Below are 12296 nucleotides of genomic sequence, written 5' to 3'. Positions count from 1 at the left end.
AGGCCTCGCGTCGGTTAAGACCTGTGTCAGGTATTCATCGAATCGAAGAACTCGCCGTTTGTCTTCGTCTGCTTCAACTTCGATAGCAAGAACTCGATCGCGTCGGTCGTGCCCATCGGGTTGAGGATCCGGCGCAGAACGAAGGTCTTGGCCAGGTCGCCCTTGTCGACCAGCAAGTCCTCTTTCCGGGTGCCGGACTTAAGGATGTCGATGGCCGGGAACACGCGCTTGTCTGCAATTTTGCGATCCAGAACGATTTCCGAGTTACCGGTGCCTTTGAATTCTTCGAAGATCACTTCGTCCATCCGGCTACCGGTATCGATCAGAGCGGTGGCGATAATGGTCAGTGAGCCGCCCTCTTCGATGTTCCGCGCGGCACCAAAGAAGCGCTTGGGCCGTTGCAGCGCGTTCGCATCCACACCACCGGTCAGAACCTTACCTGAGGATGGGACCACGGTGTTAAACGCTCTACCAAGTCTTGTGATCGAATCGAGCAAAATAACAACATCTCGTTTATGCTCGACCAGACGTTTTGCTTTTTCGATCACCATCTCAGACACGGCGACGTGACGCGTCGCCGGTTCGTCAAAGGTCGAGGATACAACCTCACCCTTCACCGAGCGCTGCATGTCCGTCACCTCTTCGGGGCGTTCGTCGATCAGCAGGACGATCAGATAACACTCCGGGTGGTTCTGTTCGATCGAATGGGCGATGTTCTGCAGGATCACCGTCTTACCCGTCCGCGGTGGCGCCACGATCAGCGACCGCTGGCCTTTACCAATGGGCGCAACCAGGTCGATCACACGGGCCGACTTGTCCTTGATGGTCGGATCTTCGATCTCCATCTTCAAACGCTCGTCCGGGTACAGAGGCGTGAGGTTGTCGAACAAGATCTTGTGCTTGGCCTTTTCGGGATCTTCAAAGTTGATCTTGGTGACCTTCGTCAACGCAAAGTACCGCTCATTATCGTCGGGCGCCTTGATCTCACCTTCGACCGTGTCACCAGTCCGCAGCGAATGCAGGCGGATCATGTCGGGCGAGACATAGATATCGTCAGGACCCGGCAGATAGTTCGCCTCAGGCGAACGCAGAAAGCCAAAACCGTCTTGCAGGACCTCAAGCACGCCATCACCGCCAACAGTCCAGCCCTCATCCGCGCGTTCGCGCAGAATCTGGAACATCATTTCGCCCTTCCGCATGGTCGAGGCGTTTTCGATCTCCAGCTCTTCGGCCATCGCCAAAAGGTCTTTGGGGCTTTTGGCCTTTAGGTCAGCCAGATTCAGGGATTCATTGGACATAGTGATACGAACCTTGGCCGTAGGGATCACGGCACGGATTTGAATTTCAGTACGGAAGATACGCCGCCCGGACGGGCGTGTTATGCGTTACATACGCATCCAGAGAGCCCGAGTCAAATGACCCTCTCAGAACTTCAGAACGACCGCCAAAACGATGATAACCATCAAAACGGTCGGAACCTCGTTCATCATGCGATACTGGCGTCCTGACAGCTTGTTTTGGCCTGCCAGGAAATCCTTGCGCCGGGCCATCAGCCAGTGGTGGAACCAGGTCATACCGATCACGCCAGCACCTTTCAGCCAAGGCCAGGTCCAGTCCCATCCGACGATCCCCGGCGTGAACACCATGATCAACCCGCACAGCCACGCTACGATCATCGCAGGGCGCATGATCACACGCAGCAGCTTTTCTTCCATTTCAAAGAAAATGTCCTGCGCGCCTTCCACGGCTTGCGCTTTCTCAACATGATAGACGAACAATCGTGGTAAATAGAACAATCCGGCCATCCAAGAGATCACAGCCATGATATGAAGGGACTTCACCCATGGGTAAATCGCGAAAAGAAGATCAGTCATTCTGACTCCGTCGATTGCTCGGGCTCTTCCCTAATAAAAAAATAAGAAAAGAAAAAGGAAGATGGTTTTGTAGGGTGCTTAAATTCCGTGGATTACTTTTTTACACACGCGTTTTCCCCAAGTGGATTAATTCCCAGATGATATGAGTGATTCTGTTGAGGGAATTTATTTCAACATAAAAACAGTTACTTATATAGAATATGAATGTGAATCTCTGGGGATAACTCTATGGTTAAGTTCTGGCAGAACGGTTATCCTCGGGGTTGAAGTTATCCTTGTCCTGATTGGACAGAACTTGAGCGAATCTGGGAAGTTCGCAGCAAAAATCCCGGGCTTGCGTGTCAACTGGAAAACCATACAAACCATCCCGGAACCGTTAACGATTTGCTCAGGGGGTTTTCCACATGTCTGTCCCCATCATCTTGGCCTCGGGGTCGTCCATTCGGGCTCAGCTGCTGAAAAACGCGGATGTGCGATTCAGGGTGGAAACCGCACGGGTCGATGAAGATACAGCCAAACAAGCGTTGTTGGCCGAACAGGCCAGTCCGCGCGATATTGCCGATACGTTGGCTGAGATGAAAGCGCGCAAGGTCAGCGACAAGAATCCCGGGGCCATGGTCTTGGGGTGTGACCAGGTGCTGGACTTTGAAGGACAGCTCATGTCCAAGCCGAAAACGCCCGAGGATGCTTTTGCCCAGCTTAAGAAGATGCGCGGCAAACGGCATATGCTTTTGTCTGCGGCTGTCATCTATGAGAATAGCGAGCCGATCTGGAGGCATGTCGGTCAGGTCCGACTGCGAATGCGTATGAGCTCGGATGCCTATCTGCGTGACTATGTCGACCGTAACTGGGACAGCATCCGACACGCTGTCGGGGCCTATAAGCTGGAAGAAGAAGGTGTTCGCCTGTTTGCAACCATTGACGGTGACTATTTTAACGTCTTGGGTATACCCCTGTTGGAGTTGTTGAATTTCTTGGCCGTCAAAGGGGTGATTGATCAATGAGCAAGGCAAAAATTCCTTTGGCCGGTGTAATTGGGCACCCTGTGGCGCATTCAAAATCTCCGCAGCTGCATGGGCACTGGTTAAAAACCTATGGGTTGCCGGGTCATTATGTTCCTATGGATGTCGCCCCCGAGGATCTTGATACGGTTTTACGTGCGCTGCCTAAGGCGGGTTTTGTTGGAACGAACGTCACGGTCCCGCACAAAGAAGCTGTTCTGAAACTGGCGGATGAGGTCACAGATCGCGCGCGTAAAATCGGTGCGGCGAATACTCTGGTTTTTCGGAATGACGGGACGATCCATGCCGACAATACGGACGGATACGGGTTCATGGAGAACTTGTGTAGCGGCGCGCCAGATTGGAAACCCGGTGATGGGCCAGCGGTGGTTATCGGCGCCGGAGGTGCTGCTCGGGCTGTGTTGCAGGCGTTGGTCGATGCAGGCTTGCCCGAAATATTGCTGACAAACCGAACAAAAGAGCGCGCGGAACACCTGAAAGAAGAGTTTGGCCCGACCATCAAGGTGGTTGATTGGTTGCAGGCCGGGAATGTCCTGGAACTGGCTGAACTTGTGGTTAATACAAGTTCACTTGGTATGCTGGGTCAGCCGGAACTGCGCGTGCCTTTGGACGGATTACAACCGGGTGCCGTTGTAACCGATCTTGTCTATGCGCCTTTGAAAACGCACCTCTTGAAAGCGGCCGAAGAGGCCGGATGCACGACTGTCGATGGGTTGGGTATGCTGTTGCATCAGGCTGTTCCCGGATTTGAAAGCTGGTTTGGTGTTCGACCCGAAGTGAATTTCGATCTGAGAGCCGCCGTTTTGTCATGAGTTTCGCACTTGGACTCACGGGCTCGATCGGGATGGGCAAAAGCACGACCGCGCAGATGTTTGTCGACGAGGGCTGCGCGTTATGGGATGCAGATGAAGCCGTACATAGACTCTATTCAAGGGGCGGAGTCGCAGTTGAACCCATGCAAGCTGCATTTCCTGATGCAGTCGTGGACGGCGCGGTCAGCCGAGAGATGCTTAAACAAATCATCGGACGCGATGCTGACAGCCTGAAACAAATTGAAGCGATCGTGCATCCTTTGGTTGCCGCTGATCGTGCAGCGTTTCGGCAAAATACATCGGCCGACATACTGGTTTTTGACATCCCCCTGTTATTCGAAACCGGAGGGGACGCGGCGATGGACGCCGTTGCCTGCGTTTCAATTCCCGCGACAGAACAAAAACGCCGCGTGATGGAGCGCGGTACGATGACCGAAGCTCAGTTCGAACAGATCCGCGCCAAGCAGATGCCGAATGACGAAAAATGTGCGCGTTCGGATTTCGTGATCGTGACGGATACGCTGGACCATGCCCGCGCGCAGGTGCAGGATGTGGTCAGGCAGATACGGACGGGGATGGCAGATGCGTGAGATTGTACTCGATACCGAAACCACGGGGTTTGATCCCGAAAGCGGCGACCGGATTGTCGAGATCGGCGCGGTCGAGCTGTGGAACCATGTCGCCACGGGTGAGACCTATCACGTCTACATCAACCCCGAACGATCCATGCCCGAAGAGGCGTTCGGCGTGCATGGGATCGGCCCGGACCTGCTGGAAAACCCGCGCCCGCCGGAAAAGGGTGAGGTGACGCTGAAGGACAAACCGGTTTTTGCCAAGGTCGGCCAAGGATTTCGCGATTTCATCAAGGATTCCAAGCTGGTGATCCACAACGCGTCTTTCGATATGAAATTCCTGAACGCCGAGCTGAAATGGATGGGCCTGCCGCAGATTCCGATGGATCAGGCGCTGGATACGCTGGCCATTGCGCGCAAACGCTTTCCCGGATCGCCCGCATCACTGGATGCGCTGTGTCGGCGGTTCAACATCGACAATTCGAACCGGACGCTGCACGGGGCCTTGCTCGACTCGGAAATTCTGGCTGAGGTCTATCTGGAACTGATCGGTGGGCGGCAGCCGGATTTCGGCCTGTCTACATCAGCGGCTTCAGGTGCCGGAGGGCAAGATGACTGGCGGCCCGTGGCACGCCCGACACCTCTGGCGTCGAAGATCACCGAGGATGAACGCGCGGCGCATGAGGCTTTCGTGGAAAAACTGGGCGAAAACGCCTTGTGGACCCGCGCCTGAGCTGATCTCTGGCGCGGGTCAAAGATTTTAGGCGTCGGCCTTTTGCGCCTCTGCTTGACGGCGCATCAGTTCGTTGCGGTAAAGGGCGACAAAGTCGATATTGTCCAGGTTGACCGGCGGATATCCACCATCGCGGGTCACGTCACTGACGATGCGGCGCAGGAATGGGAACAACATCCGCGGGCATTCGATCATCAGGAACGGGTGCAGCTGATCTTCGGCGACACCTTCCACGTGGAACAGACCACAATAGTCGATCTCACACAGGAACAGGACATCTTCCAGACCTTTGGCCTTGGATTTGAGGTTCAGCTTGATCGAAACTTCGTACTGGTGCTCGGCGCCGCGTTTTTTGGCGTCCAGATTAACCTGAACAGAAATCTCAGGCTGTACATCACCAGACACGCCCTTTTGGGCCATTACGTTTTCAAAAGACAGGTCACGAATGAATTGTCCCAGAATGCGCATCTGAATCTGAGGGGCGGCTTGGGCCGCGGTGTTTTCTTTGGCGTCTTCTTCGGCCATGGATCTACTCCGAAACTAAAATTCGCCACTGCTTAGCAAGTTGGGCGCGCCACCTCAATGCAGGTCACGGCCCTTCTACCCATTTCGATGGCTTTGTGGGGTCTTTGCGGGGGCGAACCTCGGTAAATTCTCCGTCAATTATGTCATCCTGTTCGAAAGGATCGGCCCCTGTGTGAAATTGCGCACCCGTTCCCATTTGAAAGTGGGTGACGTTGACCTTTGACTTGAGGTAGCGAAAGACGGCGAAGCGAATACCAGGAACAAGCAACGCGAATCCAACAGCATCGGTGAAAAACCCAGGTGTCAGCAGCAACACACCTGACAGCAAAATCATTGCCCCGTGGGCCAAAGGTTCAGTCGGATCATCTAGTTCCGCAAAAGACCGCTGTAGATTGGCCAGCGCCATGCGACCTTGTGTCCGCACCAAAGCCGTGCCCAAAACCGCTGTCAGGACTACAATCGCGAGTGTTGGCCACAGGCCGATCAAACCGCCAACCTGAATAAACAGGGCGATCTCGATGATCGGAACCAATAGAAATGCCAAAAACAGATACATATGCGTTATCCTTTACAGCGGGTCGGGCGGTGGACTTGCCCCAATCTGTCACCTACATAGTGGCATGAGGTCGCGTATACAAAGCCGCGGTCTGATAAAGAGGATGAAATGAACGAACCGATGATCCAGTTGCTGGTCCTGGCCGGAATTGCCGTTTTCCTGATCCTGCGCCTGAAAAGCGTTCTGGGTACACGGGAGGGTTTTGAAAAACCTCCTGTTCAACAACAACCCGACACAGGTAAGTCGCGCCGTGACTTTGAGGTGATCGAAGGTGGCCCCGACCACGACATCACCGACCACGTCGAAGAAGACAGCGAACAGGCCCAAACCCTGACCGCAATGAAGCGAATCGAGCCCAGTTTCTCGGTCAGTGAGTTCGTGCAGGGTGCGCGCGGCGCCTATGAGATGATCGTCATGGGGTTCGAAAAGGGTAATCTGGATGAAATCCAGCCCTTCCTGTCAGAAGAGGTATTCGACACCTTTGTCTCGGTCGTCGCAGCCCGTGAAGATCAGGGCCTGACCATTGAGGCAGAGTTCATCGGTGTGCGTGAAACATCTCTGGCCGACGTCAAGTTCGACAAGGACACTAATGAGGCCGAGATCACCATGAAGTTCGTGGGTGAGCTGACATCGGTCGTACGCGATCGCGGCGGTGATATTATCGAAGGCAACCCGAACACAGTGAAACGGCAAAAGGACAGCTGGACCTTTGCCCGCGTGATGGGTTCGGATGATCCTAACTGGCTTCTTGTTGCCACGGACGCATGATTGCAACGCTTCGGTCGCTATTGCTGGTTGCTTTCATGAGCACCTCTGCCGGCGCCGAAGCGACACGTTCCATTGTCACGTTTGATGATCTTGATGGCTGGGCCGATGATGACCACGGCGCAGCCCTTTCTGTATTTCTGAATACATGCGGTGATCTGAAAGACCCTGATTGGCGTGCTCTGTGCCGAGTTGCGCGCAGTTATGGGCCAGAAGCTGCTCGTTCCTTTTTTGAGTTGTTTTTCAGACCGGTTCTAGTTGAGGACGGCAAGGATGCGCTGTTCACCGGTTATTTTGAGCCGGAACTGGATGGGTCCAAAACCCGCACGGAACGATACAGATACCCGGTCTATAAAATGCCACCCGAGGCGCGGCGTGCAGAACAATGGCTGTCCCGTCGCGAGTTACTGTCAGGCGACGTCATGCAAGGCCGTGGCCTGGAGATCGCGTGGGTGGACGACCCGGTCGAGCTTTTCTTTTTGCAAATTCAAGGCTCGGGGCGCATCCGTTTACCGGACGGCAGCGCGCTGCGTGTCGGGTACGGAGGTGCCAATGGGCACCCGTATCGCTCAATCGGGTCCGAGTTGATCCGGCGGGGCGCACTGGCTGCGCATCAGGTCAGTGCTCAGATGATCAAGTCATGGGTTCGAAAAAACCCTGAGGCTGGGGCCGAATTATTGTTCCACAATCCCTCTTATGTCTTTTTTCGCGAGGTGACGCGTGTCGCACCCGAATTTGGACCACTGGGTGCTATGAACCGATCTGTAACAGAGATGCGCAGTATCGCCGCCGACCCCGCTTTCACACCACTCGGTGCGCCGGTTTGGGTGGAAAAGGACGGCAAACAACCTTTGCGTCGGCTGATGATCGCGCAGGATACGGGATCAGCTATCAAGGGCGCACAGCGGGCCGATATCTTTTTCGGCACCGGGGATGCCGCCGGAAAGGCGGCCGGGCGTTTGAAAGACCCAGGCCGCATGGTCGTTTTACTGCCCATTCAGCGCGCATATGCCCTGCTTCCGGATGAGTTTTGATGTCACGCCGCAAGCTGACTGCAGACGAAATAGATTTGTGGCGCAAGGTCGCCAAACAGACGGAACGCCTGCACCCAGAGCTGCCTCAGACCGTGCACCCCACTTCCTTGCCGAAGCCCAAACCAAATAAACCACCCAAAACACGGCTAGAACCCTTTGAGCTTGGCCGAAACGTCAGTCTCAAACCGTCCGGTAGTGCGCTGAAACCAACCGTAACCGAAAGCCTTCAGGCCAAACCGATCCAGATGGACAGCAAGGCATTTGGCCGAATGAAACGTGGCAAGATAAAGCCCGAGGGCAAGCTGGATCTGCACGGAATGCGCGTGGACACGGCGCATCCTGCGCTTATTCGCTTTGTTCTGACGGCGCAGGCCCAGGGGAAACGGCTTGTGCTGGTGGTAACCGGAAAGGGCAAGGATCGCGACGAACCAGGCCCAATACCCACACCGCGCGGTGTTCTGCGCAATCAGGTTCCGCAATGGCTGTCATTGCCACCTTTGGCGCATGTGGTTCTGCAAGTGACACCTGCCCATATCAGCCATGGCGGCGACGGGGCCTATTACGTCTATTTGCGGCGCACGCGTTAAAGCGTGTGTGCCACACGTTTGATCCCGATCCAGACCAGCGCGCAAACCCCGAGGAAAAAGAAACCGATCCACAAAAACTGTGCGTCGAGTGGAATTCCTTGATCAATCAGAACACCGGTTAGCCCGGGGCCAATCGCCGACCCCAATACCATCAGCGATGTGGCTATTGCTTTGATCGCCCCGATATGTCGGGTTCCGTAGAACTCAGCCCAAAAGGCGCTGGGCAATGTACTGTTTGCACCCACTGTCACGGCCAGAAACGTCAGGGCAAGCGCAGCTGTACTCGGGGTCGCCATGACAGATACGATCATAAATCCAATGCCCATTGGCAGTTGGTAGAACGGCATCATCCGGGCCGTTCCCCACCTGTCCAAAGCCCAGCCCGCGGCAAACATCGAAACAACCGAAACACCAGTATACAGAGGAAACAGGGCAACAAGGTTTATGTGCTGCCACCCTTTGATTTCCGCCAAATGGACCTGGTGGAAAAAGAATGCAGTCGTAAAGGCCGGGGGCGCCATCAAGGCGGGGGCGATAAGCCAGAACAGCGGGTTGAACAGCGCTTCTTTCCGTGTCCAGTGGCGGCCTTCCATTCCCGTGGCAGAATATTCGCTGGCCAGGCTTTGCGGTGTACGCTCCAGACGCAGCATGCGCCACAACACGGGGATTCCGATCATCACGATCCCGGCTGAGATCACCCAAAGCCAACGCCAATCCAGATAAAGCATTGCTGCCACAAAGGTGACCGGCAGAATGGCTTCGCCGATTGAAAAACCAGCTGATGCTATGGACAAAGCTTTGCCGCGTGTTGCGGTGAACCAGCGCGCCATTGCGACGGCGGCCAGATGGGTGCTCATCCCCTGCCCGAACAGACGCAGCAGAAACACGACCACCGGCAGCAAGAACAACCAGCTGTTTAAGGCCATAGCCAAAGTGGCCAGCGCCAGCCCGGCCAGAACGGCGGGGCCCAGAACGCGCACGCGAAATATGTCGGTCAGCCCACCGGCCCAAATCATGACAATTGCAGAGGCGGTTGTTCCCAGAGAATACAACCCACCCCAGGCACCATGGGTCAGGCCAAACTCAGCCCGGATTTCTCCAGAAAAGACCGAGATGAAAAACGTCTGTCCGAAACTGGACATGAACGTCAGCAAGACCCCGGCGCCTAACCAGGCCGTATTGTCACGCAGATACCGGCCCAGGTTAAATTGTGTCACGGAGCGCTAACCTGCGCCTGACCAGTTTCTGACAGAACTATTTCCGTCGCACCGTCCGGATTGCGGACGCTGGCTGGCGCGATCACATCAAGCCCACGCTGTTCGGTGCCGAATGTGTTGCTGATCCTTCGGGCTGAATTGATGATTGCCAGCAAAGCCGGAGATGTCGCGGCCACAAAATGCGAGGATTCTGCATCATCGTTGAACGCCGTCGTATCCAGAATGTTGATCTTGTATTCAGACAAAGCTTCGGCGGAGCTGATATTGCCCAACCGCTCGCCCTTCGTGGTTCCGCGCAGCCGGGCTGAGATATTCAACAACTTGTCCTTTTGCGAGACCATCACGATGAAAGGATCAGGCGGCGTCTTGATCGTATCCATTTGCGACCGAAACAGATCCACATCCAGATCCGGTGCGATCAGTACCACACCTTCGATATTCTTGTTCGACCAACCGGGTTCTCGCAGTTCGGCCTGCCGCATCATCTCCATCGTCAGGGCAGTACCCATGGAATGCGCAACCAGAACCACGCGCCGTACCCCGATTGATTTCAAATCCCGAACCGTTTGTTCCAAACCATCTCGGGCAAACAACATGCTGTCCAGATCATAGGCATAGCCATATCCCGTAGCCTGGCTGGGCCAGGAATAAACCATTGTGGCACCTGGGATTTTCAGATCATAGCTGAGCTGCGCTGCCCGAAACGCGGTTTCAGATTGGGTCGTGTTATACCCATGAATAAAGATCGAAACCTCGTCTTTTCCCTGCAGGCGCGACCTCAGATCGCTTGGACCCTGCAATTCGTCCACGCGGGCCATGACGAATTGCTTGTCTGGATTGGGATTCGCATATGAGAAATCCAGTGTTCCGGGCGTGTGATTGGGCGGTATCGAGACTGTCATTTCCAGAAACTGCAACGCCTCACCGCGCCGAAACCCATAAGAGCCGTCCGCTTCGCGTGCCCGCGTCGTGGTGGCAAACACAGTTTCCGGCGTACCCACGTCCAACGCGGTGGGTACGGTCTGGGAAACAGTGCGATCGACACAAGCTGTCAGTGTCAATGAAACGAAAGTAATCAAAGCAAAACGAAACACGTTTAAATCCTCAGAGAATCTTGCGCAAAAGCTAACCGATTTCAGCCCTGCGTACAGCGACGCAAGGTGAAAGGCACGGCAAAAACCGGCTTATACTGTTACAGGACGTAACGGCTGAGGTCGGTGGACTTGGTCAATTCGCCAAGGTTTTCGTCAACGAACGCGGCGTTCACGGTAATCTCGGTGCCAGCCTTGTCGGGTGCGTTGAAAGACAGTTCTTCGAACACGCGTTCCATAACCGTATAAAGCCGGCGCGCGCCGATGTTTTCTACAGTCTGGTTCACATCCGCTGCGATCTTAGCCAGCGCTGCAATGCCATCTTCGGTGAAGCCCACCGTGACCTCTTCGGTTCCCATCAGGGCAGTGTATTGGCGGGTGAGCGCATTATCCGTCTCTGTCAGGATGCGTACGAAATCCTCTTCGGTAAGGGCACGCAGTTCGACACGGATTGGCAAACGACCTTGAAGCTCTGGTAACAGATCCGACGGCTTGGCGATGTGAAATGCACCCGAGGCGATAAACAGGATATGGTCGGTCTTGACCGGGCCATGCTTGGTTGAAACTGTGGTGCCTTCGATCAGAGGCAGCAGATCGCGCTGCACACCTTCGCGGCTGACATCCCCGCCGCGCGCATCCGAGCGCGCGCAAACCTTGTCGATTTCATCCAGAAACACGATGCCGTTCTGTTCGACCGATTCAAGTGCCACACGGTTGACGGTTTCATCGTCCAGCAGCTTGTCGGCCTCTTCCCCGATCAGTGCATCATAGCTTTCGGCCACGGTCATGCGTTTCTTGACGGTGCGCCCGCCGAACGCCTTGCCGAAGATGTCGCCCAGGTTCATCATGCCCATCTGACTGCCGGGCTGGCCGGGAACGTCAAACATCGGCATCGGATTCGATGTGTCGGACAGTTCCAGCTCAATCACCGTATCATCCAATTCTCCGGCTTTCAGCTTTTTACGGAACATGTCGCGGGTCGCTTCGCGGGCGTCCGTGCCTGCGATCGCCTCGATCACGCGGTCCTCGGCAGCCTGATGAGCCTTGGCCTTGACGTCTTCGCGCATGAATTCGCGGGTTTGGATGATTGCCGCATCAGCAAGGTCGCGCACGATCTGTTCCACGTCTCGGCCAACATAGCCAACTTCGGTGAATTTGGTGGCTTCGACTTTGATAAAAGGCGCGCGCGCCAGTTTTGCCAGACGGCGGCTGATTTCGGTTTTGCCGACACCGGTGGGGCCGATCATCAGGATGTTCTTGGGATAAACCTCTTCGCGGATATCATCAGCCAACTGTTTGCGCCGCCAACGGTTACGCAGGGCGACGGCGACCGCGCGTTTGGCATCCTTTTGCCCGATGATAAAACGATCCAGTTCCGAGACAATCTCGCGCGGGGTCAGGTCGGTCACAGGGGCAGTCCTTTCGGTCGGCTTAAGGCAGGTGCGGAGTAAGTAATCACCGCAGGGGCGAAAACAACAGAGGCAGCGTTGGTTAGCAATGCGCCACCC

Annotated in this window: 14 protein-coding genes; 7 read left to right on the top strand and 7 right to left on the bottom strand. The window is 55.3% G+C overall.

Going from position 1 to position 12296, the window contains the following annotated elements; genetic code table 11:
* Positions 1–26: 26 nt before the first annotated feature.
* Together rho and ACR0BD_RS00475 are read right to left on the bottom strand one after the other, a co-directional pair.
* Positions 27–1298: a transcription termination factor Rho gene (gene rho / locus ACR0BD_RS00480; RefSeq protein WP_170771337.1), complete on the bottom strand. Its 1272-nt coding sequence runs from the start codon at positions 1296–1298 to the stop codon at positions 27–29.
* A 126-nt stretch (positions 1299–1424) separates the two neighbouring features.
* On the bottom strand, positions 1425–1874 hold the full coding sequence (locus ACR0BD_RS00475; RefSeq protein ID WP_480828322.1) for a CopD family protein: 450 nt from the start codon (positions 1872–1874) through the stop codon (positions 1425–1427).
* Positions 1875–2278: 404 nt separating this feature from the next.
* Between ACR0BD_RS00475 and ACR0BD_RS00470 the strand changes: the two genes are divergently transcribed.
* From ACR0BD_RS00470 to dnaQ, 4 genes are read left to right on the top strand one after another with little or no spacing between them, the layout of a single operon-like run.
* A complete protein-coding gene (locus ACR0BD_RS00470) occupies positions 2279–2878 on the top strand; it encodes a Maf family protein (RefSeq protein ID WP_480828321.1) in 600 nt (199 codons plus the stop codon).
* Positions 2875–3708, top strand: a complete 834-nt coding sequence (locus ACR0BD_RS00465; protein WP_480828320.1) for a shikimate dehydrogenase — start codon at positions 2875–2877, stop codon at positions 3706–3708. The genes ACR0BD_RS00470 and ACR0BD_RS00465 overlap by 4 nt, the downstream gene beginning before the upstream one ends.
* Complete coding sequence (gene coaE, locus ACR0BD_RS00460) at positions 3705–4298, top strand: dephospho-CoA kinase (RefSeq protein WP_480828319.1); 594 nt, start codon at positions 3705–3707, stop codon at positions 4296–4298. The genes ACR0BD_RS00465 and coaE overlap by 4 nt, the downstream gene beginning before the upstream one ends.
* Positions 4291–5013, top strand: a complete 723-nt coding sequence (gene dnaQ, locus ACR0BD_RS00455) for a DNA polymerase III subunit epsilon (protein WP_480828318.1) — start codon at positions 4291–4293, stop codon at positions 5011–5013. Before coaE ends, dnaQ begins: the two co-directional genes overlap by 8 nt.
* Before the next feature lie 27 nt (positions 5014–5040).
* On the opposite strand, the gene secB is transcribed toward dnaQ, so the two are convergent.
* On the bottom strand, positions 5041–5538 hold the full coding sequence (gene secB / locus ACR0BD_RS00450) for a protein-export chaperone SecB (RefSeq protein WP_480828317.1): 498 nt from the start codon (positions 5536–5538) through the stop codon (positions 5041–5043).
* A gap of 64 nt (positions 5539–5602) precedes the next feature.
* Entirely contained in the window at positions 5603–6094 is a 492-nt protein-coding gene (locus tag ACR0BD_RS00445; RefSeq protein ID WP_480828316.1) for an FxsA family protein, read from the bottom strand.
* 108 nt (positions 6095–6202) lie between these two features.
* Between ACR0BD_RS00445 and ACR0BD_RS00440 the strand changes: the two genes are divergently transcribed.
* Genes ACR0BD_RS00440 through ACR0BD_RS00430 form a run of 3 tightly spaced genes read left to right on the top strand, consistent with a single transcriptional unit; the run spans position 6203 to position 8480 of the window.
* Entirely contained in the window at positions 6203–6862 is a 660-nt protein-coding gene (locus tag ACR0BD_RS00440; protein WP_480699404.1) for a Tim44/TimA family putative adaptor protein, read from the top strand.
* Positions 6859–7893: a murein transglycosylase A gene (mltA, locus tag ACR0BD_RS00435; RefSeq protein WP_480828315.1), complete on the top strand. Its 1035-nt coding sequence runs from the start codon at positions 6859–6861 to the stop codon at positions 7891–7893. Before ACR0BD_RS00440 ends, mltA begins: the two co-directional genes overlap by 4 nt.
* Positions 7893–8480 (top strand): Smr/MutS family protein, encoded by a 588-nt coding sequence (locus ACR0BD_RS00430; RefSeq protein ID WP_480828314.1) that lies wholly within the window; start codon positions 7893–7895, stop codon positions 8478–8480. The genes mltA and ACR0BD_RS00430 overlap by 1 nt, the downstream gene beginning before the upstream one ends.
* On the opposite strand, the gene ACR0BD_RS00425 is transcribed toward ACR0BD_RS00430, so the two are convergent.
* The 3 genes from ACR0BD_RS00425 to hslU form a co-directional block, all read right to left on the bottom strand.
* The gene (locus ACR0BD_RS00425) at positions 8477–9697 is read right to left on the bottom strand and encodes an MFS transporter (protein ID WP_480828313.1); all 1221 of its coding nucleotides are present in this window, start codon (positions 9695–9697) and stop codon (positions 8477–8479) included. The two genes, ACR0BD_RS00430 and ACR0BD_RS00425, sit on opposite strands and share 4 nt — an antisense overlap.
* On the bottom strand, positions 9694–10791 hold the full coding sequence (locus ACR0BD_RS00420) for an alpha/beta hydrolase (protein ID WP_480828312.1): 1098 nt from the start codon (positions 10789–10791) through the stop codon (positions 9694–9696). Before ACR0BD_RS00420 ends, ACR0BD_RS00425 begins: the two co-directional genes overlap by 4 nt.
* 98 nt (positions 10792–10889) lie before the next feature.
* A complete protein-coding gene (gene hslU / locus ACR0BD_RS00415; protein ID WP_480828311.1) occupies positions 10890–12197 on the bottom strand; it encodes an ATP-dependent protease ATPase subunit HslU in 1308 nt (435 codons plus the stop codon).
* Positions 12198–12296 lie beyond the last annotated feature (99 nt).

The organism is Ruegeria sp. G5 (assembly GCF_056533365.1).
Note: the sequence above shows the minus strand (reverse complement) of the source record. Positions and strands in the feature narration are given on the sequence as shown.

What these genes read in the sequence shown, in the direction of transcription:
- secB (WP_480828317.1), bottom strand. Translation starts at nt 5,538, where the DNA reads ATGGCCGAAGAAGACGCCAAAGAAAACACCGCGGCCCAAGCCGCCCCT.
- ACR0BD_RS00440 (WP_480699404.1), top strand. Translation starts at nt 6,203, where the DNA reads ATGAACGAACCGATGATCCAGTTGCTGGTCCTGGCCGGAATTGCCGTT.
- ACR0BD_RS00470 (WP_480828321.1), top strand. Translation starts at nt 2,279, where the DNA reads ATGTCTGTCCCCATCATCTTGGCCTCGGGGTCGTCCATTCGGGCTCAG.
- ACR0BD_RS00445 (WP_480828316.1), bottom strand. Translation starts at nt 6,094, where the DNA reads ATGTATCTGTTTTTGGCATTTCTATTGGTTCCGATCATCGAGATCGCC.
- mltA (WP_480828315.1), top strand. Translation starts at nt 6,859, where the DNA reads ATGATTGCAACGCTTCGGTCGCTATTGCTGGTTGCTTTCATGAGCACC.
- coaE (WP_480828319.1), top strand. Translation starts at nt 3,705, where the DNA reads ATGAGTTTCGCACTTGGACTCACGGGCTCGATCGGGATGGGCAAAAGC.
- dnaQ (WP_480828318.1), top strand. Translation starts at nt 4,291, where the DNA reads ATGCGTGAGATTGTACTCGATACCGAAACCACGGGGTTTGATCCCGAA.
- ACR0BD_RS00430 (WP_480828314.1), top strand. Translation starts at nt 7,893, where the DNA reads ATGTCACGCCGCAAGCTGACTGCAGACGAAATAGATTTGTGGCGCAAG.
- rho (WP_170771337.1), bottom strand. Translation starts at nt 1,298, where the DNA reads ATGTCCAATGAATCCCTGAATCTGGCTGACCTAAAGGCCAAAAGCCCC.
- ACR0BD_RS00475 (WP_480828322.1), bottom strand. Translation starts at nt 1,874, where the DNA reads ATGACTGATCTTCTTTTCGCGATTTACCCATGGGTGAAGTCCCTTCAT.
- ACR0BD_RS00465 (WP_480828320.1), top strand. Translation starts at nt 2,875, where the DNA reads ATGAGCAAGGCAAAAATTCCTTTGGCCGGTGTAATTGGGCACCCTGTG.